This is a genomic window from Hyphomicrobium sp. (genome assembly GCF_035548195.1).
In the GTDB taxonomy this organism is placed as follows: Bacteria; Pseudomonadota; Alphaproteobacteria; order Rhizobiales; family Hyphomicrobiaceae; genus Hyphomicrobium_B.
The window spans coordinates 83,223-105,210 of sequence record NZ_DASZTY010000033.1; the positions used below are offsets into that span (position 1 = coordinate 83,223).

Below are 21,988 nucleotides of genomic sequence, written 5' to 3' on the forward strand. Positions count from 1 at the left end.
AGTCTGCATCCGGATCGCGATCGGCCCCGCACGGGAGATAAGTGCAAGGTCATTCTCGGCCTGCCCCGAGGGTGGCAGCACCTTCCTCGTTCTAGGAACCGGACGCGACAGCCGCCACTTAGACGACACGCAGGCCGCGCGGTGAATTGTTTGCCGTGCGGGGAGAGCTAAGGTTCGAGCTCGGTGTCCCAGTAGAGGTAGTCGAGCCAGCTTTCGTGCAAATAATTGGGCGGGAAAAGCCGCCCATTACGATGCAGTTCAAATACCGTCGGGCGATACGGCTCGTGCGCCGGAAACATTCCGGCGACCTTCGGCATCATTCCGCCCTTCTTAAGATTGCACGGTGCGCAGGCGGTGACGACGTTATCCCAACGCGTTTGTCCACCCCGTGAGCGGGGAATGAGATGGTCAAACGTCAGATCGTTCTTGTCGCCGCAATATTGGCAGCTGAAGCGATCGCGGAGGAAGACGTTAAAGCGCGTGAAGGCTGGGTAGAGTGCCGGTTTCACATAGGTCTTCAAGGAGACGACGCTCGGCAACTTCAGCTCGAACGAGGGGCTTCTGACGTAGCGCTCGTATTCGGAAACGATGTTGACGCGGTCGAGGAACACGGCTTTCACGGTGTCCTGCCAGCTCCACAGCGACAAAGGATAGTAGCTGAGCGGCCGGAAGTCGGCGTTCAGTACCAAGGCCGGACAGTTGTCCGGTATCGTCGCGTGGGCATTCACGGTCGCCATAAACCTCGCGGTTTCTGAATCCGTCGAATCGCGTCGTGGGCCTTTTAAGGCGCGGGGATACTAGCCGCGCATATCACTTCTGTGAAGCCTTCGAGCTTATCCGCCGCGATGCTGCTTTTTCCCGGCTATTTTAAGGTCTTGCGCGATTTTATGACGCGCTTTTTCTCTGCCTTTTCCCGAAGTGCGCCTCTCGCGAAGGAATAATCCGCCCATAGCAGGTGCGCTGCGACGGCTCGCGATGGCCGCCATCGTTCGGCAATCCGCTCAAGCTGCTGCGCGGTCGGCCGGGTTTTCAACTTGAAATGATGCTGAGCGGCGAGCTGCAATGCGAGATCGCCCGAGGCGAACGCATCCTGCCGCGCGAGTGCGAAAAGGATATAGATATCGGCTGTCCACGGACCGATGCCGTGTATGGACGTCAATTTTTCGATGATCGCGGCGTCGTCAAGAGTGTTCAAAGCGGAGAAATCGAGTTCGTCGTTCACGACGGCCTGCGATAAGGCACGCAGGCTTCGGATCTTTCCATTCGAAAGTCCGAGTGCCTTGAGATCTGCATCATTGCTTGCGAGGAAGGCGCTTGGTTCGAAGGGATCGAAGGCATTTGAAACACGTCCCCAGATCGCAGCGGCGCTTTGCGCTGAAAGTTGCTGACCTACGATAATCTTGGAAAGTCCAGAAAAGTCGGCGGGAAATCGTCGCGCAGGTGGAATACCGGTGCGCTTCAAAATCAGCGACATGATCTCGCACTGTCGCGCGAGCGCCGACGCGGCAGCTTTGAATTGACGTTCGGTGGTCAGAATTTTGTGTCGCGGTTTGGCCACTGGCAGTCACTCCGGGACGAAACTTTAAAGAGAAGCAGGGAGCACGTAAATTCTTGCGTGGGTTTTGTAACGAATGACGTCGATTACGCGCTTTGCGCCGTCGCCTAACGGATTTTTGCACGTCGGACACGCTCTTTCGGCGATAATTGCGCATGATCTCGCTCGCCGAAGCGGTGGACGTTTCCTATTGAGGATCGAAGATATCGATCTCGAACGCAGGCGTCCGGAATTTGTCTCGGGAATTTTCGAGGATCTGAGCTGGCTTGGACTCACGTGGGAAGAGCCGGTGCTCGTTCAGTCACAGCATTTCAAGTCGTACCTCGCGGCGGCAGATAAGCTGATCGCAATGGGTCTGCTTTACCCCTGCTTTGCAAGCCGCAGCGAAATTATCGCGGCGGCCGATCCGCAGAAAACGGATCCTCACGGCGTGCTTCTTTATCCCGGACTTTGGAAAGGCGCTTCGGCGGAGCGCGTTGGAGCGCGGATGGCGGAGGGCGACACGCCTGCGCTCCGCCTCAACATGGACGGAGCGATGCAGGCCTTGCGAAGGAAGCGCGGGGATAAACCGTTGACCTTCACGGAGGTTGCCGAAGACGGTTCACGTCAGACGATTATTGCCGAACCGGAACGCTGGGGCGATGCCATTATCGTGCGCAAGGATGTGCCGGCGAGCTACCACCTGTCCGTGGTCGTCGACGATGCCCGTCAAGGCGTAACGCACGTCACGCGCGGCAAAGATCTTTTCGCGGCAACGGATTTGCAACGATTATTGCAGGAGCTTCTCGATCTTCCGGAGCCCGTCTATTCGCATCATCGCGTGATCTGTTGGGCAGACGGCCGCAAACTGTCCAAATCCAATCACGATATGGGGTTGCGTGCGCTTCGGGAGGAGGGGGCAAGTGCTGCCGATATCCGCCGTGTAATTGGTCTTGCCTGATTCGCGGTTTCTCATTCGAGGGATTCCCATTAATTCCAAGGCGATTTGGACGCGGATGCAACCCGGCGCCAGGCATAGCCAATTGGCGTAACATCCTCAATTCGCATTAGTGTTGGCGTAGTGTGTTGATAGATAAGGCATTATCGTAATAATTTTGCTTTTTGCGGGCTTACTTTTCAATTCGTGGCGGAATTGTACTTTAAAAAATAAATCGCAATATGGGCGATTGCTCTTATTGTGTATTTCTGCAAATCACCGCACTTTTAACCGCCCGCTAATTTCTCCCGCACATCCTGGGATTCATGCTCTATACATCGACATATTATCTTGTCGGTAGGTCTACCGTGCTTTCCCGCGCAATTGAGCGGGTTCGCGGAGTCGTTAATTTGCGTTTATTTAGGCGAAGCGAAAAAAGCGATGTATCGGTTGTGGCGGAGCCGCGCCGACTGACCGTTGGCGAGCAATGGAATTCGCTATCCAAGATTATCAGGGGCTCTTTGGCCGGTGCGGAAGAGGCTACCCGCTGCCACAAATCCGCGGCTCTGCAAATTGATTTAGCGCAGTATGCGTTGACGTCATTGATCGACGAGCTTTCGGCCGTCATGGACGTCGGTGGACGACGCCGGCTTGCAACCGTCCATGTGCTAGATGTCCAGCCGCCACCGGTCGCGCCGTACCCGTTCGATGATGCCATCGCGGCTTAGGTCGTTCGGAAGTTAAAGTCATTATACCCTCAATCCGCGTCCTCAACGCTTCGCGACGCGCGGAGTTTTTGATATGGCTTTGCCCTTAGGGCGAAAAGGCATGTTCGTGTCGAAAGAGTTGAGAATTCCGGCACAGGCAGAGACGTCTGCGGCCGGGCCGGTGGCTAGCCGTGCCAAAGAGGCGATTGAAGATCTTCTGCGGCAGCCGCTGGCTCCAGGGATCTATCTGGTGGCTACGCCGATTGGTAATCTGGCCGATATCACGCTTCGGGCGCTTTCGGTGCTGACGCGTGCCGATATCATCTATTGCGAAGATACGCGTCATTCGGCGAAGCTTCTCAGTCATTATGGAATCGCGGCGAAAACGCTGCCGTTTCACGAGCATAACGAGGATCGCGAGGTCGAAAGGGTGTTGGCGCAGGCGGAAGCCGGGAAGCGTATCGCGATCATTTCCGACGCCGGGACGCCTCTCTTGTCGGATCCTGGTTTTCGGCTCGTGCGTGCAGCTGCATCTCGGGACGTCGCGCTGACGTCGATTCCGGGGGCTTCGGCGGCGCTGGCAGCATTGACCACAAGCGGGTTGCCGACGGATGCGTTTTTCTTCGCTGGGTTCTTGCCGGCAAAACAGGGCGCGCGTCGAACGCGGCTCGCAGAGCTCGCGCATGTACCGGGGGGCTTGGTTTTGTTCGAAGCGCCGCACCGCGTATCGGAGGCGCTCGCGGATATGGCTGATGTCCTTGGCAATCGTTCCGCTGTTATTGCGCGGGAGCTGACGAAACTTCACGAAAATATTTTGCGGGGAACGATACAGTCCCTGGCTGAGGCGGTGGGAGACGACACGCTCAAGGGTGAGATCGTCATCGTGGTCGGCACGTCCGAGCCCGAAGCCGTCAGCGATGAGATCATCGAGGCGCGTCTGGTCGAAGCTCTGGAGGCGATGAGTTTGAAAGACGCGGCTAAGGCGATCGCGGGGCAACTTGGCGTTCCGAAAGCGCGGGTTTATGCGCTCGGCGTTAAAATAAAGGGCAGAGGACCGTGAGCGCGGAGATCAAAGAAGGTCCGTTCCGGCCGCAAGTCGAGCAGCGACGGCGGCGCTATCGACGCGGTCTTAACGCGGAGATGGCCGTCTCCGCCGTCTATATGGCGCTCGGCCATCGCATTCTTGGAAGGCGGTTCAAGACGCCGGTCGGAGAGATCGATCTCATTGCGGTCAAGGGCAGGCGGGTGGCGTTCATCGAAGTCAAGCGGCGCGCGTCGGTTGAGGATGCGGAAGACGCCATCACCTTGACGATGCGGCGGCGTGTGCGGCGGGCTGCCGATCTCTGGCTGGCGCGTAATCCCGGCTATCAGAGCTGTGATATCGGCTTCGATCTCGTCTTTGTCGTGCCTTGGCGCTTTCCCATCGTAATGCGCGACGCACTATAAAAAAGAGCCCGCAAGATGCGGGCTCTAAGTCCAGAGAGGCGAGTGCAAAGACGTAAAATTGCACACGACCAGCAAGGCCGATCGTGCATCATGTTTACGATCTTCCGGCTGAACGCGATTTGAACGGCGCTTGCAGCAATCGTTCATCTTCAAGGCTGTGGCGGGACACAATCTGCGCTTTGCACGCTGTTTTTGGATCAGACGGGCTCCAAAGAGCCCGAATCTTGGCCTCGAAGCCTGTGGTTATGCGGCAACGCGCCCCTCGATCCGCCGGTTGATGGGCGGTGGACTGCATGTTAAGGGAACCCGGCTTTCGAGGGGGTTGCTGGTGGGTTTTTGCCCCATGCGCTCTAATTGTGTCGAAAGCTTTCCCTTGAAGCGGGCACAGTTACGGGCCTTTTCGCGCCCAGCCCCCTATGCGCCCAAGGCGCGACGGTGTGAGCGACGTGGCTACTGACGATACCATCGTTGAAGGCGTGGCCGGGCGTTATGCTTCGGCTTTGTTCGAGCTCGCGAATGAGAGTTCGAAGGTTGCCGATGTCGAAAACGACCTCGTGAAATTTCAGAGCCTGCTGGACGAAAGTCCCGATTTGGTGCGGCTCGTTCGGAGCCCGGTTATCGCAGCCGACGATCAGGCTCGGGCCATTGCTGCGGTCGTGGATAAGGCGGGAATCGGCGGCTTGGCCGCGAATTTCCTGAAGCTTGTTTCGAACAATCGGCGATTGTTCGTCATCCAAGACATCATCAAAGGCTATCGGGCGCTTGCGGCGAAGGCGCGGGGCGAAGTGACAGCCGAAGTTACGAGCGCGGCGCCGCTGAGCAGCGAGCAGGTCGCAGCTCTCAAGGAGACACTTAAGGCATCCATGGGCAAGGACGTGACGCTGCAGGCGCGCGTCGATCCGAGCCTTCTGGGTGGGCTCGTCGTCAAGCTTGGCAGCCGTATGATCGACTCCTCGCTTAAGACGAAGCTACAGAACATTAAGCTGGCCTTGAGCGAAGCGAGCACCTAAAAAGTCGTGAATTCAAGACGCCGCGCGGGCGAGAACCGGGCGGCGTTTCATTAAGAATGCTGAAATACGGAGCCAAAAGCGGTTCCGATAACTGAAAAAACGACCAGGGAAGAGGGTCTTACGTCTATGGAAATCCGGGCCGCAGAAATTTCTTCGATCCTCAAGGAGCAGATCAAGAACTTCGGCAAAGATGCTGAGGTTTCGGAGATCGGTCAGGTGCTGTCGGTCGGTGACGGCATTGCGCGCGTCTATGGTCTCGATAATGTTCAGGCCGGCGAGATGGTCGAATTTCCGGGCGGTATCCGGGGCATGGCGTTGAACCTTGAGGCCGACAACGTCGGTGTCGTTATTTTCGGTGACGACCGCACGATCCGCGAAGGTGATACCGTGAAGCGGACGGGCGCCATCGTCGAGGTTCCGGTTGGTAAGGGCCTGCTCGGCCGCGTGGTCGATGGCCTCGGCAATCCGATCGATGGCAAGGGCCCGATCAAGGCCGATAAGAAGATGCGCGTCGACGTCAAGGCGCCCGGCATCCTGCCGCGCAAGTCGGTGCATGAGCCGATGGCGACGGGCCTTAAAGCGATCGACTCGCTAATCCCGATCGGCCGCGGTCAGCGCGAGCTTGTAATCGGCGACCGTCAGACTGGGAAGACGGCCGTCATTCTCGATACCTTCCTCAATCAGAAGCCCCTCAACCAGGGCAATGACGAAAGCGCCAAGCTTTATTGCGTTTACGTCGCGGTCGGCCAGAAGCGCTCGACAGTTGCGCAGTTCGTAAAGGTTCTTGAGGAGCGCGGCGCACTCGAATATTCGATCGTCGTCGCGGCGACGGCGTCCGATCCGGCACCGATGCAGTATCTCGCACCCTTCACGGGCTGCACGATGGGCGAATACTTCCGCGACAACGGTATGCATGCCGTGATCGCTTACGATGACCTTTCCAAGCAGGCCGTTGCTTATCGTCAGATGTCGCTGCTGCTTCGCCGTCCGCCGGGCCGCGAAGCGTATCCGGGCGACGTTTTCTATCTCCACTCTCGCTTGCTGGAGCGCGCCGCGAAACTCGGCGATAAGGCCGGCAACGGTTCTCTGACGGCGCTGCCGGTTATTGAAACGCAGGCCAACGACGTGTCGGCCTACATTCCGACGAACGTGATTTCGATCACCGACGGCCAGATCTTCCTTGAATCGGACCTGTTCTATCAGGGCATCCGTCCGGCCGTGAACGTCGGTCTGTCGGTGTCGCGCGTTGGATCGTCGGCGCAGACGAAGGCCATGAAGCAGGTTGCGGGCAAGATCAAAGGCGAACTTGCCCAGTACCGTGAAATGGCGGCCTTCGCGCAGTTTGGCTCGGATCTCGACGCCGCCACGCAGAAGCTGCTTGCGCGTGGTGCGCGCCTGACGGAACTCCTGAAGCAGCCGCAGTTCTCGCCGCTCAAGATGGAAGAGCAGGTGGCGGTGATCTTTGCCGGTACGCGCGGCTATCTCGACGCGATCCCGGTTTCGGCAGTCAATAAATTCGAGCAGGGCATTCTTTCGGGCTTGCGCGCAGAGAAGACGCTTCTCGAAACGATCGCGAAAGAAAAGGCGCTCTCGGCCGACTCGGAGAAGAAGCTGGTCGAATTTCTCGATAAATATGCCAAGAGCTTCACGGCTTAATGATTTCCCTTTCCCCGCTCGCGGGGAGAGGGCCAGGGTGAGGGGCTGAGGCGCGAACCGGCATTTGCCGCCGCCCCTCACCCCGACCCTCTCTCCATAACGGATGGGAGAGGGAGATTGGCTCAGATCGGATTAGGACGCTCGAGTGGCCAGCTTAAAAGATATGCGCAACCGCATCGCCTCGGTGAAGGCGACGCGGAAAATTACAAAGGCGATGCAAATGGTCGCCGCCGCGAAATTACGGCGCGCGCAGGAAGCGGCGCAGGCCGCGCGGCCTTATGCTGAGCGGATGGCGACCGTTCTCGGGAGCCTTGCTTCGAAGGTTGCCGACAAGACTGGCGCTTCGCCGCTGCTCGTCGGCACCGGTAAAGACCAGGTGCATCTGCTGATCGTCATGACCGCCGAGCGCGGATTATGCGGCGGCTTCAATTCGAACATTGCCAAGCTTGCACGCGCCGACGCACAGCGTTTGCTCGCCAGCGGCAAGACCGTCAAGATCATGACTGTCGGCCGCAAAGGTGCGGACAACCTGCGTCGCGATCTCGGCAAGAGCATCGTCGAGCGCAAGGATTTCCAGGGCGTTCGTCAGATTAACTTCGGACATGCCGAAGGTGTCGCCGGCAAATTGCTCGAAATGTTCGAAGCCGGCGAGTTCGACGTTGCGACGCTCTACTTCTCCGAATTCAAATCGGTTATTTCGCAGAAACCGACAGCTTTGCAGCTCATTCCGGCAAAGGTAGACGAAGCGGGTGTGGAGGCCGCGAAAGGCGCAACGGCAATCCACGAATACGAGCCGGGCGAAGAGGAAGTTCTCGGATTCCTGCTGTCGCGTAATATCTCGACGCAGATTTTCCGCGGGCTTCTGGAGAACTCGGCCTCGTTTTACGGTGCGCAGATGACGGCAATGGACAACGCCACGCGCAACGCGGGCGACATGATCAACAAGTTGACGATTGCATATAACCGCCAGCGCCAGGCCAATATCACGAAGGAACTGATCGAGATCATTTCGGGCGCGGAAGCGCTCTGATCGGGAGGCGAACCCATGGCTTATGTCACGCGTGGAACAACAAAGGGTGGCCGGGATGGCCGCGCGGTTCTCGAAGACGGGAAGCTCGCGCTCGCGATGGCTTTGCCAAAAGAGATGGGCGGTTCGGGCGAGGGGCACAACCCGGAGCAGCTTTTTGCTCTAGGCTGGTCGTCCTGTTTCGGTCAGGCCGTGCTGTTGCTTGCTAAAAAGCACGGTCTCGACGGCCAGGCGGCGAAGGTTTCGTGCAATGTCGAACTCGACAAAGACGCGACAAGCTTTGCGCTCAAAGCCGAACTCACACTCGCGATCCCGGGCGCTGACAAAGACAAGCTGAAGGCGCTGATCGAAGATGCTCATCAAATTTGCCCGTATTCCAAGGCGACGCGTAACAACATCCCCGTGACGTTGACCGTCGCCTGATACATTCCGCTGGAGATAAAAATGGCCAAGAACGTAGGGAAGATTCACCAAGTCACGGGTGCCGTCGTCGACGTGCACTTCGAGGGGGCGCTGCCGGAAATTCTGAACGCGCTCGAAACGCAGAACCACGGCAATCGCCTCGTTCTCGAAGTCGCGCAGCATCTCGGCGAGAACACCGTGCGCACGATCGCGATGGACTCGACCGAGGGTCTCGTGCGTGGCCAGGAAGTCGTCGATACCGGCGCGCCGATCTCGGTGCCGGTCGGAGACGAAACGCTCGGGCGTATCATGAACGTTATCGGTGAGCCGGTCGACGAAGCCGGTCCGATCAAGACGAATGCGGTTCGCGCTATTCACCAGCCGTCCCCGACGTTTGAAGATCAGGCGACGGAAGCGCAAATTCTGGTCACCGGTATTAAGGTCGTCGATCTGCTGGCGCCTTACGCGAAAGGCGGCAAGATCGGATTGTTCGGCGGCGCCGGCGTCGGCAAGACTGTTCTGATCATGGAATTGATCAACAACATCGCGAAGGCCCACGGCGGTTATTCGGTGTTCGCCGGCGTTGGCGAGCGTACGCGCGAGGGCAACGATCTCTACTATGAAATGATCGAATCGAACGTCAACAAAGATCCGAAAAAGAACAATGGTTCGGCTGCGGGTTCCAAGTGCGCGCTCGTCTATGGCCAGATGAACGAACCGCCGGGTGCACGCGCTCGGGTCGCGCTGTCGGGCCTGACAGTTGCCGAGCATTTCCGCGATCAGGGTCAGGACGTGCTGTTCTTCGTCGACAACATTTTCCGATTCACGCAGGCGGGTTCGGAAGTTTCGGCGCTCCTCGGCCGTATTCCTTCGGCGGTTGGATATCAGCCGACGCTCGCGACCGATATGGGCGCGCTGCAAGAGCGCATTACCACGACACAAAAGGGTTCGATCACCTCGGTGCAGGCTATCTACGTGCCGGCCGACGACTTGACCGACCCGGCGCCTGCAACATCGTTCGCGCACTTGGACGCGACAACCGTCTTGTCGCGTTCGATCGCCGAAAAAGGCATTTATCCGGCTGTCGATCCGCTCGACTCGACCTCGCGCATGCTCGACCCGCGCGTCGTGGGTGAGGAGCATTACCAGGTGGCTCGCCGGGTTCAGGAAATCCTGCAGAAGTACAAGTCGTTGCAGGATATCATCGCAATTCTCGGCATGGATGAGCTTTCCGAGGAGGACAAGCTGACTGTCGCGCGCGCGCGCAAGATCGAGCGTTTCATGTCCCAGCCGTTCCACGTGGCCGAGGTCTTCACCGGTTCGCCGGGTAAACTCGTGTCACTCCAGGACACGATCAAGGCGTTCAAGGGCCTTTGCGACGGCGAATACGATCATCTTCCGGAACCGGCGTTCTACATGGTCGGTACTATTGATGAGGCGATCGCGAAGGCCGAGAAGCTCGCGGAAGCCGCTTAAAACGGGTTCGCGTCGCGGGCGAAAGCCCGCTTGTCGCGGGCCACCAGGAGATAAAGACAAATGGCGGAAGCCGCGACAACGTTCGGAAGCTGCTGCGAGGAGCTGAAAGAGGCTCTGGAGGGTGGCGATTTCGAACCGCTGATTACCGTCGGTCCCGACGAAGTTATTTATATGACCGTCGGGCTCGTTGATCTTGAGGAAGAAGAGCCTGGCCTCGTCGATCATCCGCTCTTCTTCTGTCCGTTCTGCGGCACCAAGTTGCAGACGCCGGAGGAAGTTCGGGCCAAGGCCGGAGCGGAAGGCAGCGATGACGGCGATGGAGCGCCGCGGGACGCATGACGCGTTCTTTCGGTCAGGAACGAATACTAGGGTAGTGAACGGCCATGGCAGGCACTTTCAAGTTTGAACTCGTCTCCCCGGAGCGGGTGTTGCTTTCGATCGATGCGGACCAGGTCGTGGTGCCAGGTTCGGACGGCGAATTCGCGGTGCTTGCCGGGCACGCTCCGGTCATCGCAACGCTGCGTCCCGGTGTGCTCGACGTGACTGCGGCCGGATCGAAGCGCCGGTTGTTTGTAAAGTCGGGCTTTGCCGAAGTCGATCCGTCCCGCCTGACTGTGCTGGCAGAGAAAGCTTATGACGTCGATGAGATGTCGCCGTCTGCCATTGCCGATGAACTTAAGGCGGCGGAAGCCGATCTGGCGGCCGCAAAGGACGATAATGCCAAACGGATGGCCGACACGCTCGTCAGTGAACTGAGACGCCTGTCGGCGCGCGCCGCTTAGAGTGAGTGCATTTTCGTTTGCGATCGAAAAGCCGGGCAGATGTCCGGCTTTTTTGCGTCGCGATAGGGTTCTTGGTTCAATTGAACAGCCGTCGATTGGACGTACGCGGAGTGATTTATCAGTTATTAAGAATCGACCGGGATGATCGGTACACGGGAGCGATCCGCTTGATGTGTATTGGCGGTTTCTCGGCACACGCGCAAATTGTCGGGTCAGATCGCTCCCGATAAACGCTTCGGAATTGCGCGATTTTCAAACGGCGAGATGGCTAAACGCTGATGCGACGCGCTCATAGACGTCGCGTTTGAAAGGCACGATCAATTTAGGCACGCTGGCAATTGGTGCCCACCGCCACGTATCGAATTCGGCCTTGGTGCCTTCCTTAGGCATGATATCGATTTCGCTATCTTCGCCGAGGAATCGCATCGCGAACCATTTTTGACGTTGACCGCGATAGCGCCCCTTAAGGGCGATGCCAAGCAGGTTTTCGGGCAGTTCGTAGCTCAGCCACTGGGAATGCTCGGCGAGAACCTCGACGCTCGTAATACCGGTCTCTTCGCGCAACTCGCGGAGCGCCGCGACACGGGGTGGTTCATACTTTTCGATACCACCCTGCGGCATCTGCCAGATATGGGCCGCGTGGTCCCCAGCCCATTTCGGGCGCCGCCGGCCGACCCAGACAAGACCTTCGCGATTGAGCAGCATAATGCCGACGCAGGTACGAAACGGCAGCGCCTCGCGCGATAGATCGGACGGATTGGGCAACAATGTCATTTGCAAAGCCCGTGGATAACCTGTGAATAAAGTAGTGCCATGATTCGTCATTATGCGGAAAAACATAGCAGTCGTATGACATTAGGCTGTCATATTGGAGACAGCTGAACCCGGCCGCATGTAGGATGCGGCGTGCGGATGTCGTCTTTGCTGTCGTTTAGCGCGGTAACGGCGGCGCGAGAGGAGCAAAGGCTGCGAGAACTTCGCGATAGACGTCGCGCTTGAAAGGCACAATCAGGTCAATGACTTCGTCGACAGAGGCCCATTGCCAGTCGATGAATTCCGGCTCCGGTCCCGTTTGGGGTGTGATGTCGATCTCGTCATCCTGGCCGGTGAATCGATAAGCAAACCATTTTTGCTTCTGGCCGCGGTAGCGGCCGCCCCAAGCTTGGCCGATCAGTTCCGGCGGCAGATCATATGTCAGCCAACGTGGCAACTCTGCGATTTCCTCGGCAGAGCGAATTGCAGTCTCTTCAAAGAGTTCACGCCGCGCGGCGGTCGCCGGATCTTCACCGGGATCAATGCCTCCTTGCGGCATCTGCCACCACGTGCCTCGGCCCTCGGCATCGTTTTTCGAATCGGCGCGACAGCCAATCCAGACCAACCCGTCACGGTTGATAATCATCTGTCCGACGCAGGGGCGATAAGGCAGGGTTTCGGGATCGACGATCGGTTGGGACTTTTTTGTCATGTCGTCAGGTGTTTCCATCCCGGGAGGGTTTGCCGGTTCTAGGAGCATCGTCCGCCGCGGTGCTCCGAATTGTTGCATAATTAGGCTCTGAACAAAAACGAAGGGCGCCACTCGGGCGTCCTTCGCATTCGGTGGTTCGCCTTGCCTCAGTTAGGCGTCGGCTTTTTGTTGTCGTCGGCAGCCGGTGTCTTGGTGTCACCGCTGCCTTTGTTGGCGTCGGTCGAAGGCGTTGCGGCAGGTGTCGACGGTGCGGGCGCATTGTTTGCCGCTTCGGGACCTTTGGCGGTGCCATGCAGGAAGTTGAGCGCGTACTGCAGCTGCGTATCCTGGGCGGCGTCCTTGGCGACGTAGGATGGCGAGCCGGACTCTTCATTCTTGCCGTCTTTGTCCGTGCCGTCGGGGTTGATGAGATGGCCGCGCAGGCTTGCTTCACCGCGAGGCTTCTCGTCGCCGATCTTGGCTTTCAGGTCATCCGGAATAACCTCTGCGACGTTGATGTCCGGCTCAATGCCGCGCGCCTGGATCGAGCGGTTCGACGGCGTGTAGTAGCGAGCCGTTGTCAGACGGATCGCACCGTTAGCGCCGAGCGGAATGATCGTCTGGACCGAACCTTTACCGAACGACCGTGTGCCGATGATCGTTGCTCGTTTGTGATCCTGCAGAGCACCGGCCACGATTTCGGACGCCGAAGCCGAGCCGCCGTTGATCAGGACAACGATTTTCTTGCCGTCCGAAATGTCGCCGGGACGGGCGTTAGCACGCTGCGTCTCCTCGTTATTGCGGCCCTTGGTCAGAACGATTGCGCCCTGCTCAAGGAAATCGTCCGACACGGCGATGGCCTGGTCGAGAAGACCGCCAGGGTTGTTGCGCAAATCGATGATGAAACCTTTGACATTCGGGCCGATTTGCTTGTCGAGCGACTCGATGGCTTTCACGAGATTGGCGTGGGTTTGCTCGTTGAAGGTCGAGATCTTGACGTAGCCGATATCGCCTTCGGCGTGCGACTTGACCGGATTGATCCGGATGACGTCGCGCACGACCTTCACGTCAAATGGCTGGTCGCGGCCCTTGCGAACGACGGTCAGGGTGATGGGCGTATTGACCGGGCCACGCATCTTCTCGACGGCCTGCTCCAGCGTCAGACCGGAGATGGCTTCGTTATCCAAATGCGTGATGAGGTCGTTCGCCATCAAGCCTGCTTTTGCGGCAGGCGTGTCGTCGATCGGAGAAACGACTTTGATAACGCCGTTCTCCATCGTGACTTCGATACCAAGGCCGCCGAACTCGCCGCGCGTCTGGACCTGCATATCGCGGAAGTTCTTCGGGCTCATGTAGGAGGAGTGCGGGTCGAGCGAGGACAGCATGCCGTTGATCGCGGCTTCGATGAGCTGCGTGTCGTCAGGCTTTTCGACGTAATCTGAGCGGACCCGTTCAAGGACATCACCAAAGAGGTCCAGCTGCTTATAGAGCTCGGAGTTCTGCGATGACGTGGCCGAGTACGTCTGTGTGACGTTAAGCAGTGTGGTCGCTCCGGCCAACCCCGTCATCAGCAGGAATGTCCAGAACGCGTAGTCTGTCTTGCGCATTAGCCTTGTACCTTCTGCTGACCTGATGCCCACCAGGGATCGGGGTCGATCGGACGCCCGTCCTTACGAAGTTCTACGTATAAAACGGGTCCACTTATTTTCGCCGATGCCGGCGTATTTCTTTGACCACCATTCATTGTGCCGACAGGCTCGGCGGCCAATACGAACTGCCCTGGCTGAACGTCGATCTGCGACAAGCCCGCCAGCAGAACATGATAGCCGTCGCCGGCGTTGATGATCAAGAGTTGCCCGTAACTGCGAAATTCGCCTGCGTAAACAACCCATCCATCGCACGGAGAGGTGATCTGAGCTGCATATCTCGTTTCAATCACGATGCCTTTGGACTGGCCGCCATATTGAGTCTTGTCACCGAAGTCGAGCGCCCGGCGGCCTTGCGCCGGCAGAGGCAGTTTTCCGCGTGCCTGCGCAAAAGGAATAGCCGGTTTGATCCGGCCCGGATTTCCGGGAATGAGCGATCCGCCTGAGGGGGCAAGTTCAACAATCGCCTGCTTGGGCGCGGCCGGTGGCGTTAATATGGCGACCTTGGCGGGCGGAGCTGCTGCTTCTGCTGCGGCACCGGTGGCGGCCGCAACGGGGGCGGCAATTGCGTTTTTAGCGGCGGCCTCATCTTTGCCGGTAGCAGGCGGAGCGGGCATGGGCGCTGCGGAAGGCGCTTCAGGCGGCGGCGTTATGATTTGTGGGCCAGCGGGAGGCGAAGACGGTGCCGCTTCGACCAGATGTTCGTTCTTCAATTCATTATTGTAAGCGCCGAGACCGGTTTTCTCCGTTACCGTCTGGTCAAGGCGCGCAATTAAATCCGAGAGATTGGTGACGTTTTTCGAGATTTCGGCGCTTGCGACGCGGACGGCGGCGAGTTGTGACTGGCGTTCGGCGAGTGTTGATTTTTTAACCGCCATCAAACTTGCAAGCCGCGTGCGGGTCTCGTTCAGCCTTTCAGTTTCCGCCCGAAGGTGTGCGCCTTCAGTTCGGATCCCAGTCATCACGTTCTGAAGTTCGGTTAGCTTGCCCGATAATTTGACGGCTTGATCCTTAAGACCTGGAAATGCCGAAGAGAGTAGCATGGCACTTCGAACCATCTTGAGTGCATCTTCCCGGCGTGTGACGAGGACCGGCGGCGGGTTCCGCCCGATCCGCTGGAGGGCAGCCAAAAGCGCCGCTATTTGACCGTGGCGCTGCTCAAGAGAGCCGCGGACGAGGCGTTCCTGCTCTTGCAATTCCGATAGACGGCCTTCGATTGCGGTCATCTTGGCTTCGCCGCGTTGAATCAAATTCGCCGTTTCTATCAAGCGCGCGTTCAGGCGTTCGCGCTCGGCGTCAAGGGCCGCGACATCGGAGCGGATCGTTAGCTCTTTTGCTGCGTTGTCATTCAGCTGACGCCGCTTTTGCTCGAGGATTTGCCGCGCCGTGTTCGGATCGGCTGGCAGGGCATCTTCGGCCCGAAGTGGTGCAACCAACGCGAGCGAAAGGCTGGCTCCCGCGATGCCAATATGCCAAACCGCTCTGCAAGCAGGCGACGGCCGAGATCTCCGACATGCCGACAGCTGATTTGTCACGTGGCCTCAAGTCGAAAAGCGCATGGGGCCGGAGAGTGGAAATACCCGCCTCGGAGCCGGTTCCGAATACGATGCGCGGAAAGAATTAAGGCTTTTACGAACGAGAGCAAATTTCAAATGCGTAATACTTCGCCTGTGGCCTGCAGATGCTCTGGGCGAAACCAGTGGCGCGGCACCTTGGTGATTGCCGCCCTCGGACCAAAGGCTTAAGCAAATTTCCAGCTTTAGAAGCGGACCAGGTGAATGCAAACATTTCTCTATCATGCAACCACTGTCGCCGTCTTTGCTGTGCTTGCCGTCCTACTTTACGGCCTGCACACACTGATGAAGGGCAATAATTCAAACCTCAGCCAAAAGCTGATGCGTTGGCGGATTGGTCTGCAGTTTCTGGCCATCCTCATCATTCTTGCCTATACATTTGTGTCCCACTAAAGGCCGATATTCGGCCAGCCGGCGCAAATTCGGCATCTCGAACGTCAGAACGTGAAATTCAGGACTTCCGGGCGATGGTGGTACTTAATCGCATTTATACGAAGACGGGCGACGCCGGGACCACCGCGCTTGGCACTGGCGAACGTGTTCCGAAGACTTCGCCGCGCATCGCAGCCTACGGGACGGTCGACGAAACGAATGCGCAGGTCGGCGTCGCGCGCATCCATCTGGCGGGGTCAGAACCCGACGTCGATGCCATGCTTCTTCGGGTGCAGAACGATCTTTTCGATCTCGGTGCCGATCTGTGCGTGCCGGATCGCGGCGAAAAGCTCCCCTATGAACCGCTTCGGATCGCCGATGCACAGGTAAAGCGGCTTGAGGACGAGATTGATGCGATGAATTCTGAGCTTAGCCCGCTCAGATCTTTCATCTTACCTGGCGGCACCCCTGCCGCAGCTCAATTGCATGTCGCACGGACGATCTCGCGCCGGGCGGAACGGTTGATGGTCGAGCTTTCGAGCCTCCCCGGAGAGCCGGTCAGCGCTCCCGCGCTCAAGTATATCAACCGTCTTTCCGATTTCCTGTTTGTCGCCGGCCGCTATGTCAACGATCGCGGCAAGAGCGATGTCTTGTGGGTGCCGGGCAAAAACCGTTGACCTCGATCGCCACGCGCCGGCGGGCTTGATTTACCTCGACGCGTGATGGTGTGCGCCGCGACGAGCGGGCAATTGACTTGAGCACAAGCGGCCCTTAGCTTTTGCCCTTCGCAGTTGCGAGAACTACCGTGTATAGCGGCTTCCGGGCTCGCTTTTCACGCAAGTTTAGCGGCCAGATTTTTAGAAGCTGCGGCGGTTATCGCGCCGCAAAAGCCTGCGCCGATCCAAGCGCAGGTAACAACAATTAATGGGAGCGCCAGGTAGCTGGCGGGTGGCATGAAAATCGTTGTGCCGGTCAAGCGCGTCGTCGACTACAACGTCAAAATTCGCGTCAAACCGGATGGCTCTGGAATCGACTTGGCGAACGTCAAGATGTCGATGAATCCGTTCGATGAAATTGCGGTCGAAGAAGCCGTTCGCCTCAAGGAAAAAAGCGGCGCCAAGGAAGTCGTCGTCGTCTCTATCGGGTCTGCGAAAGCGCAGGAAACTTTGCGGACCGCTCTGGCGATTGGTGCCGACCGCGCAATTCTCATCGAGACGCCGGAAGGTACTGCTGTCGAGCCGCTCGCGGTTGCAAAGCTGTTGAAGGGCGTCGTGGATGCAGAAACGCCGGATCTCGTCATTCTCGGTAAGCAGGCCATCGACGACGATTGCAATCAGACCGGACAGATGCTCGCGAGTCTTCTTGACTGGCCGCAGGGCACATTCGCTTCGAAGGTCGCGACGGAGTCCGGTTCCGTTACCGTGACCCGCGAAGTTGATGGCGGTCTCGAAACGATCAAGCTCAACCTCCCGGCCGTCGTGACGACCGACCTCCGCCTCAACGAGCCGCGCTATCCGTCGCTGCCAAACATCATGAAGGCCAAGAAGAAGCCGCTCGATGTCAAGAAGCCGGAAGACTTCGGAGTCGATATCAGCCCGCGTCTCAAAGTCCTCAAGACCACGGAACCTCCCACGCGCAAAGCCGGTGTCAAAGTTGGAAGCGTTGCAGAGCTTGTTCAGAAGCTCAAAGACGAAGCGGGGGTTCTCTGATGTCTACACTTCTTCTTGCTGAACTCTCGGGGCAGGCTCTGGCGCCCGCAACAGCAAAAGCGCTCACTGCTGCGAAAGAGCTCGGCGGTGATGTGCATGTTCTTGTCGCCGGCTCGGATGCGAAGGCAGCCGCGGACTCGGCGGCGAAGCTCGACGGCGTTGCCAAGGTTCTGCTCGCCGACGCGCCGCAGTACGCGCATGGACTCGCGGAAGAGATAAGCGCGCTCATTCTTTCTATTGCCGGAGATTATTCAGCTATCGTCGCCCCGGCGACTGCATTTGGCAAAAACGTCTTGCCGCGCGTTGCCGCCAAGCTCGATGTCATGCAAATTTCCGATATCACCAAAGTGCTCTCGCCCGATACCTTCGAGCGTCCGATTTATGCCGGCAATGCCATTCAGACGGTGCAGTCGGCCGAGAAGACGAAGGTTATTACGGTGCGTACGGCGGCGTTTCCGGCTGTCGGCGAAGGCGGTTCGGCGGCGATCGAGACTGTTAGCGCTCCGGCGGCCGTCGGCATCTCGACATTCGAGAATGCGGAGCTGACGAAATCGGATCGCCCAGAGCTGACGTCTGCACGCATCATCATTTCCGGCGGCCGGGGTATGGCCAACGGTGAAAACTTCACCAAATACATAGAACCTGTGGCCGATCGCCTTGGCGCGGCGATGGGTGCGTCCCGTGCCGCCGTTGACGCTGGTTACGTGCCGAACGACTGGCAGGTCGGGCAGACCGGCAAAGTTGTGGCACCTGATCTTTACATTGCGGTCGGTATATCGGGCGCCATTCAGCATCTCGCGGGCATGAAGGACTCAAAAGTCATCGTTGCGATCAACAAGGACGGCGAAGCTCCCATTTTCCAAGTCGCGGATTATGGCCTTGTCGCCGATCTTTTTCAGGCGCTGCCCGAACTTGATGCGGAGTTGCAGAAGGCCGGTCGCTGAGAGCATCGGCTGGAACTCGCGGAGGACACCTGTTCATGGCGCACACCCAGAAGCTGATGGAGAAAAGCAAGGCTGGCGTTCGGCCCGCACGCACCATCAGCAAAGTCGGGATTATCGGCGCCGGACAAATGGGCAGCGGCATCGCGCACGTCGTCGCGTTGTCGGGCTATACCGTGGCGCTGAACGATCTCAAGAGAGAAGCTTTCGACAAGGGTCTTGAAGCTGTCGGCAAAAACCTTTCGCGGCAGATCGCGAAGGGTGCCATTCAGGAAAGCGATCGAGACAAGACGCTGGAACGTATCAGCTACGCGCCAACGCTTGAAGCTTTTGGAGATTGCGATCTCGTTATTGAGGCTGCGACCGAGGACGAAAGCCTCAAGCACAAGATCTTCGCGGCGCTTTGTCCGCATCTAAAACCGACGGCGATGCTTGCATCCAACACTTCGTCGATCTCGATCACGCGTCTTGCCGCGACGACGGATCGTCCGGAAGACTTCATCGGCATGCACTTCATGAATCCAGTGCCGCTGATGGAGTTGGTCGAGCTTATTCGCGGCATCGCGACCGAAGACGAGACCTTCGCGACGGCGAAAGCGTTCGTCGAGAGCCTCGGCAAGACGACCGCGGTTGCGGAAGATTTTCCGGCCTTCATCGTCAATCGCATTCTGCTGCCGATGATCAACGAGGCGGTTTACACGCTTTATGAGGGCGTCGGGACGGTCGAGGCGATCGATAAGGCGATGAAGCTCGGCGCGCACCATCCTATGGGGCCGCTAGAGCTTGCCGACTTCATCGGGCTCGATACCTGCCTTAGTGTTATGCAGGTGCTTTACGAAGGGCTTTCGGATTCGAAATACCGTCCGTGTCCGCTGCTTGTGAAATATGTCGAGGCGGGCTGGCTGGGGCGTAAAACCAAGCGCGGCTTCTATGACTATCGCGGCGAGAAGCCTGTTCCGACGCGGTAGATTTAGCCGAGCAGCTTTCCGATGGCTTCGCCGATCTTAGCCTGCTCGACCAGGGATGTCAGTCCCGGGTAAACGACGAGCCAGGATAACGCTGCGGCGCCCATCGTCACGGCGGCCGCAATTGGCCAAGACATTCCCCAGAAGCTTCGATGCGTTGTGGTCACGAATGTCAGGATGGCGATCAGCAACAGCGACGATAGCGCCGTCCAGAATTCACCGAGATCGAGTACCGACACTGTCTTCAAGTCGAGGATGCCGATTGCAGCGAACAACAGCGCAACAATCATCGACAGCAAGGTGCCGTAACTGATGCTCAAAACGCAGAGCTTGACGTAGGACATCGGCGTTCGGCGGATCGTGCCGAGGACGCGGCAAACGTAGTATTGGATAGGTGTTAGAATCGCCATGCCGACGTATTGCACGATCTCATTGTTGATGACGGCGGAGCTGTCGGCAGTATCGGGCAAATTTAGAAGTGCTGAATAGAGTCGCGGCAGAGCGATATAGACAAGTGTCAATTGTGCGCCAACGCACGCGGTCAAGAAACTCCAATGCGATCGGTATGAGGGATCGTCGGTTAGACGCAAGATTGTTTTAACTGGATGTCGCAGGAACGAGAGCGCGATAGCAAGAATCCCGTCGCGTCGGGGGGTGCTGATAAATTCGCTGGTGAGTGCTGTCCAGCCTTCATGTTTCGCCGCATTGGCGGTATTTGCCGGCGTACCGCACGCGCTGCAAAAGGCGCCTGCTAAAGCGGTGCCGCAGTTGGCGCAAGGCGCTGTTTCAATTCCTTCCGCGTTCCCCATGTCGCGAAACTCCTTGCCCGTGCCTTCGCTTTAGCACGCGTTTTCCAGGGTAGAAACTGGCGCGCCGGGATGTTCCGCGTTATCCAGCGGAGTTGTGATTGAATTGCCAAGGAATGAACGATGATCGAAGCGGCGCGTGTAGCTTTCGTGACGGGAGCGGGTTCGGGGATCGGCCGCGCGGTTGCGCTGAAACTTCAGAGCGCGGGATATGCGGTCGCTTTACTTGGCCGGCGTGTTGCGGAGCTTGAAAAAACGGCGGCTCAGGCACTGCCGGACGGCGGGGAGTTTTTCGTCGTACCTGCCGATGTCACCGAGGAAGCTGCCGTCAAAACGGCGTTCGATAAGACGCGCGCGCGGTTTGGACGTCTTGATGTCCTTTTCAACAACGCCGGGACCTTCGCTCAGGGCCTGCCGCTGGAAGCCGTGAAACTCGAAGATTGGCGGCGCGTCGTCGATGTTAATTTAACCGGCGCATTTCTCTGTGCGCGTGAGGCAATCCGGATCATGAAAGCACAGACGCCAAAAGGTGGGCGCATCATCAACAACGGGTCGATTTCGGCGCAGGTGCCGCGGCCGCTGTCGGCGCCTTATACGGCGACCAAGCACGCCATCACGGGTTTAACGAAATCCATTTCGCTCGATGGCCGGGCTGACGATATCGTTTGTTCGCAGATCGATATCGGAAATGCGGCGACGGATTTCACCGCCAAGATGGCGAGTGGTATTCTGCAGGCCGATGGCAGCACCAAGGTTGAGGCCCGCATGGACGTATCGCATGTCGCCGATGCGGTGCTCTATATCGCGAACCTGCCGCTCGATGCGAACGTGCAATTCATGACCGTCATGGCGACGAAGATGCCGTTTATCGGACGAGGCTAGGTCCGTACTACGCGGGACGGCTTTCGGCGGTCGACCAGAAAAGCCAGATCGCAACGATAACCAATCCGCCTGCGAGTATCCTGCGCAGCATCGTCATGCGCGCAGCGTTCTGAAAAAATGGACGCGCGTGTGCGGCGAGAACCACGATTGCTGCGTGAACGAGTGTCGCGATTGCAGTATAGACGATTGAAAGCGTGAGTGTCTGGTGCAGCGTCTCGCGATATGGATCGATAAATTGCGGCAAGACGGCAATGAAGAATACCGCGGCTTTCGGGTTCAGAATGTTGGTCAGGAATCCGCGCGCCATGTAGGCGAGCGCGGATTTGTTTTCGGCGGCAAATTCCTTTTCCGTCTCGGCTTGACCTTGCCAAATGTCATAACTCAGCCAAAGCATGTACAGCGTGCCCGCCCACCGAAGTGCTTCGTAGAGTAGGTGGGACTCAGAGACGAATGCTGCGACTCCGAGCGCAGCCAGAACGCCGACAACGAGCAATCCCGTGGCGACTCCGGCCACGGCGGCGAAACCGATGCGGCGACCCTCTGCAAGTGTCAAAGCTGCGAGATACGCCATGTTGGGTCCCGGCGTCAGCTCGACGATAAGCGAAATAGAAAGAAATGCGAGTGGAATGCCGGCGATCGACCAATCTGTGAAAGGCTCCGGCATTGGATGTC

25 protein-coding genes are annotated in these 21,988 nt (G+C 58.2%); 17 read left to right on the top strand and 8 right to left on the bottom strand.

Features of this window, described 5'->3' with window-relative positions; translation table 11 throughout:
- Nucleotides 1-167 precede the first annotated feature (167 nt).
- Nucleotides 168-737, bottom strand: a complete 570-nt coding sequence (locus VHB22_RS12820; RefSeq protein WP_325457368.1) for an HNH endonuclease — start codon at nt 735-737, stop codon at nt 168-170.
- 125 nt (nt 738-862) lie between these two features.
- Nucleotides 863-1,558, bottom strand: coding sequence for a DNA-3-methyladenine glycosylase 2 family protein (locus tag VHB22_RS12825; RefSeq protein WP_325457369.1), 696 nt, complete (start codon nt 1,556-1,558; stop codon nt 863-865).
- A gap of 73 nt (nt 1,559-1,631) precedes the next feature.
- On the opposite strand from VHB22_RS12825, the gene gluQRS reads away from it, so the two are divergent.
- From gluQRS to VHB22_RS12880, 11 genes are all read left to right on the top strand, one after another.
- Entirely contained in the window at nt 1,632-2,495 is an 864-nt protein-coding gene (gene gluQRS / locus VHB22_RS12830; protein ID WP_325457370.1) for a tRNA glutamyl-Q(34) synthetase GluQRS, read from the top strand.
- 428 nt (nt 2,496-2,923) lie between these two features.
- A complete protein-coding gene (locus VHB22_RS12835) occupies nt 2,924-3,199 on the top strand; it encodes a hypothetical protein (protein WP_325457371.1) in 276 nt (91 codons plus the stop codon).
- Between the two features lie 73 nt (nt 3,200-3,272).
- Nucleotides 3,273-4,238 carry a 16S rRNA (cytidine(1402)-2'-O)-methyltransferase gene (rsmI, locus tag VHB22_RS12840; protein WP_325457372.1) on the top strand — a complete coding sequence of 322 codons (966 nt, stop codon included), beginning with the start codon at nt 3,273-3,275 and terminating at the stop codon, nt 4,236-4,238.
- Nucleotides 4,235-4,624 (top strand): YraN family protein, encoded by a 390-nt coding sequence (locus tag VHB22_RS12845; RefSeq protein ID WP_325457373.1) that lies wholly within the window; start codon nt 4,235-4,237, stop codon nt 4,622-4,624. The genes rsmI and VHB22_RS12845 overlap by 4 nt, the downstream gene beginning before the upstream one ends.
- 446 nt (nt 4,625-5,070) lie before the next feature.
- The gene (locus VHB22_RS12850; protein ID WP_325457409.1) at nt 5,071-5,634 is read left to right on the top strand and encodes a F0F1 ATP synthase subunit delta; all 564 of its coding nucleotides are present in this window, start codon (nt 5,071-5,073) and stop codon (nt 5,632-5,634) included.
- A gap of 126 nt (nt 5,635-5,760) precedes the next feature.
- On the top strand, nt 5,761-7,290 hold the full coding sequence (gene atpA / locus VHB22_RS12855; RefSeq protein WP_325457374.1) for a F0F1 ATP synthase subunit alpha: 1,530 nt from the start codon (nt 5,761-5,763) through the stop codon (nt 7,288-7,290).
- A gap of 145 nt (nt 7,291-7,435) precedes the next feature.
- Nucleotides 7,436-8,320: a F0F1 ATP synthase subunit gamma gene (locus tag VHB22_RS12860; RefSeq protein WP_325457375.1), complete on the top strand. Its 885-nt coding sequence runs from the start codon at nt 7,436-7,438 to the stop codon at nt 8,318-8,320.
- 15 nt (nt 8,321-8,335) lie between these two features.
- Nucleotides 8,336-8,740 (top strand): organic hydroperoxide resistance protein, encoded by a 405-nt coding sequence (locus VHB22_RS12865; protein ID WP_325457376.1) that lies wholly within the window; start codon nt 8,336-8,338, stop codon nt 8,738-8,740.
- Between the two features lie 21 nt (nt 8,741-8,761).
- Entirely contained in the window at nt 8,762-10,195 is a 1,434-nt protein-coding gene (atpD, locus tag VHB22_RS12870; RefSeq protein WP_325457377.1) for a F0F1 ATP synthase subunit beta, read from the top strand.
- Nucleotides 10,196-10,255: 60 nt separating this feature from the next.
- The gene (locus VHB22_RS12875; RefSeq protein ID WP_325457378.1) at nt 10,256-10,534 is read left to right on the top strand and encodes a hypothetical protein; all 279 of its coding nucleotides are present in this window, start codon (nt 10,256-10,258) and stop codon (nt 10,532-10,534) included.
- Nucleotides 10,535-10,578: 44 nt separating this feature from the next.
- Nucleotides 10,579-10,977, top strand: a complete 399-nt coding sequence (locus VHB22_RS12880) for a F0F1 ATP synthase subunit epsilon (RefSeq protein WP_325457379.1) — start codon at nt 10,579-10,581, stop codon at nt 10,975-10,977.
- A gap of 252 nt (nt 10,978-11,229) precedes the next feature.
- On the opposite strand, the gene VHB22_RS12885 is transcribed toward VHB22_RS12880, so the two are convergent.
- From VHB22_RS12885 to VHB22_RS12900, 4 genes are all read right to left on the bottom strand, one after another.
- On the bottom strand, nt 11,230-11,751 hold the full coding sequence (locus VHB22_RS12885; RefSeq protein WP_325457380.1) for an RNA pyrophosphohydrolase: 522 nt from the start codon (nt 11,749-11,751) through the stop codon (nt 11,230-11,232).
- A 157-nt stretch (nt 11,752-11,908) separates the two neighbouring features.
- Complete coding sequence (locus VHB22_RS12890) at nt 11,909-12,442, bottom strand: RNA pyrophosphohydrolase (RefSeq protein WP_325457381.1); 534 nt, start codon at nt 12,440-12,442, stop codon at nt 11,909-11,911.
- A 146-nt stretch (nt 12,443-12,588) separates the two neighbouring features.
- Nucleotides 12,589-14,028: a S41 family peptidase gene (locus tag VHB22_RS12895; protein ID WP_325457382.1), complete on the bottom strand. Its 1,440-nt coding sequence runs from the start codon at nt 14,026-14,028 to the stop codon at nt 12,589-12,591.
- On the bottom strand, nt 14,028-15,503 hold the full coding sequence (locus tag VHB22_RS12900) for a murein hydrolase activator EnvC family protein (protein WP_325457383.1): 1,476 nt from the start codon (nt 15,501-15,503) through the stop codon (nt 14,028-14,030). Before VHB22_RS12900 ends, VHB22_RS12895 begins: the two co-directional genes overlap by 1 nt.
- A gap of 342 nt (nt 15,504-15,845) precedes the next feature.
- On the opposite strand from VHB22_RS12900, the gene VHB22_RS12905 reads away from it, so the two are divergent.
- The 5 genes from VHB22_RS12905 (at nt 15,846) to VHB22_RS12925 (ending at nt 19,631) form a co-directional block, all read left to right on the top strand.
- Nucleotides 15,846-16,034, top strand: a complete 189-nt coding sequence (locus VHB22_RS12905) for a twin transmembrane helix small protein (protein WP_325457384.1) — start codon at nt 15,846-15,848, stop codon at nt 16,032-16,034.
- A 74-nt stretch (nt 16,035-16,108) separates the two neighbouring features.
- Nucleotides 16,109-16,690, top strand: coding sequence for a cob(I)yrinic acid a,c-diamide adenosyltransferase (locus VHB22_RS12910; RefSeq protein WP_325457385.1), 582 nt, complete (start codon nt 16,109-16,111; stop codon nt 16,688-16,690).
- 276 nt (nt 16,691-16,966) lie between these two features.
- On the top strand, nt 16,967-17,722 hold the full coding sequence (locus VHB22_RS12915) for an electron transfer flavoprotein subunit beta/FixA family protein (protein WP_325457386.1): 756 nt from the start codon (nt 16,967-16,969) through the stop codon (nt 17,720-17,722).
- Nucleotides 17,722-18,666 carry an electron transfer flavoprotein subunit alpha/FixB family protein gene (locus VHB22_RS12920; protein ID WP_325457387.1) on the top strand — a complete coding sequence of 315 codons (945 nt, stop codon included), beginning with the start codon at nt 17,722-17,724 and terminating at the stop codon, nt 18,664-18,666. Before VHB22_RS12915 ends, VHB22_RS12920 begins: the two co-directional genes overlap by 1 nt.
- Before the next feature lie 35 nt (nt 18,667-18,701).
- Nucleotides 18,702-19,631, top strand: a complete 930-nt coding sequence (locus tag VHB22_RS12925) for a 3-hydroxybutyryl-CoA dehydrogenase (RefSeq protein ID WP_325457388.1) — start codon at nt 18,702-18,704, stop codon at nt 19,629-19,631.
- Nucleotides 19,632-19,633: 2 nt separating this feature from the next.
- Here the strand turns inward: VHB22_RS12925 and VHB22_RS12930 are convergent, their stop codons facing one another.
- Nucleotides 19,634-20,173, bottom strand: a complete 540-nt coding sequence (locus tag VHB22_RS12930) for a hypothetical protein (protein ID WP_325457389.1) — start codon at nt 20,171-20,173, stop codon at nt 19,634-19,636.
- A gap of 384 nt (nt 20,174-20,557) precedes the next feature.
- Here VHB22_RS12930 and VHB22_RS12935 point away from each other — a divergent pair, with 384 nt between their 5' ends.
- Nucleotides 20,558-21,316 carry an SDR family oxidoreductase gene (locus VHB22_RS12935; RefSeq protein WP_325457390.1) on the top strand — a complete coding sequence of 253 codons (759 nt, stop codon included), beginning with the start codon at nt 20,558-20,560 and terminating at the stop codon, nt 21,314-21,316.
- Between the two features lie 7 nt (nt 21,317-21,323).
- Here the strand turns inward: VHB22_RS12935 and VHB22_RS12940 are convergent, their stop codons facing one another.
- Nucleotides 21,324-21,980: a LysE family translocator gene (locus VHB22_RS12940; protein WP_325457391.1), complete on the bottom strand. Its 657-nt coding sequence runs from the start codon at nt 21,978-21,980 to the stop codon at nt 21,324-21,326.
- Between the last annotated feature and the right edge of the window lie 8 nt (nt 21,981-21,988).

Excerpts from the sequence above, each read along its gene's own strand:
- VHB22_RS12820 (WP_325457368.1), bottom strand. The coding sequence starts at position 737 with ATGGCGACCGTGAATGCCCACGCGACGATACCGGACAACTGTCCGGCC.
- gluQRS (WP_325457370.1), top strand. The coding sequence starts at position 1,632 with ATGACGTCGATTACGCGCTTTGCGCCGTCGCCTAACGGATTTTTGCAC.
- rsmI (WP_325457372.1), top strand. The coding sequence starts at position 3,273 with ATGGCTTTGCCCTTAGGGCGAAAAGGCATGTTCGTGTCGAAAGAGTTG.
- atpA (WP_325457374.1), top strand. The coding sequence starts at position 5,761 with ATGGAAATCCGGGCCGCAGAAATTTCTTCGATCCTCAAGGAGCAGATC.
- VHB22_RS12865 (WP_325457376.1), top strand. The coding sequence starts at position 8,336 with ATGGCTTATGTCACGCGTGGAACAACAAAGGGTGGCCGGGATGGCCGC.
- atpD (WP_325457377.1), top strand. The coding sequence starts at position 8,762 with ATGGCCAAGAACGTAGGGAAGATTCACCAAGTCACGGGTGCCGTCGTC.
- VHB22_RS12875 (WP_325457378.1), top strand. The coding sequence starts at position 10,256 with ATGGCGGAAGCCGCGACAACGTTCGGAAGCTGCTGCGAGGAGCTGAAA.
- VHB22_RS12880 (WP_325457379.1), top strand. The coding sequence starts at position 10,579 with ATGGCAGGCACTTTCAAGTTTGAACTCGTCTCCCCGGAGCGGGTGTTG.
- VHB22_RS12885 (WP_325457380.1), bottom strand. The coding sequence starts at position 11,751 with ATGACATTGTTGCCCAATCCGTCCGATCTATCGCGCGAGGCGCTGCCG.
- VHB22_RS12890 (WP_325457381.1), bottom strand. The coding sequence starts at position 12,442 with ATGACAAAAAAGTCCCAACCGATCGTCGATCCCGAAACCCTGCCTTAT.
- VHB22_RS12895 (WP_325457382.1), bottom strand. The coding sequence starts at position 14,028 with ATGCGCAAGACAGACTACGCGTTCTGGACATTCCTGCTGATGACGGGG.
- VHB22_RS12905 (WP_325457384.1), top strand. The coding sequence starts at position 15,846 with ATGCAAACATTTCTCTATCATGCAACCACTGTCGCCGTCTTTGCTGTG.
- VHB22_RS12910 (WP_325457385.1), top strand. The coding sequence starts at position 16,109 with ATGGTGGTACTTAATCGCATTTATACGAAGACGGGCGACGCCGGGACC.
- VHB22_RS12915 (WP_325457386.1), top strand. The coding sequence starts at position 16,967 with ATGAAAATCGTTGTGCCGGTCAAGCGCGTCGTCGACTACAACGTCAAA.
- VHB22_RS12920 (WP_325457387.1), top strand. The coding sequence starts at position 17,722 with ATGTCTACACTTCTTCTTGCTGAACTCTCGGGGCAGGCTCTGGCGCCC.
- VHB22_RS12925 (WP_325457388.1), top strand. The coding sequence starts at position 18,702 with ATGGCGCACACCCAGAAGCTGATGGAGAAAAGCAAGGCTGGCGTTCGG.
- VHB22_RS12935 (WP_325457390.1), top strand. The coding sequence starts at position 20,558 with ATGATCGAAGCGGCGCGTGTAGCTTTCGTGACGGGAGCGGGTTCGGGG.
- VHB22_RS12940 (WP_325457391.1), bottom strand. The coding sequence starts at position 21,980 with ATGCCGGAGCCTTTCACAGATTGGTCGATCGCCGGCATTCCACTCGCA.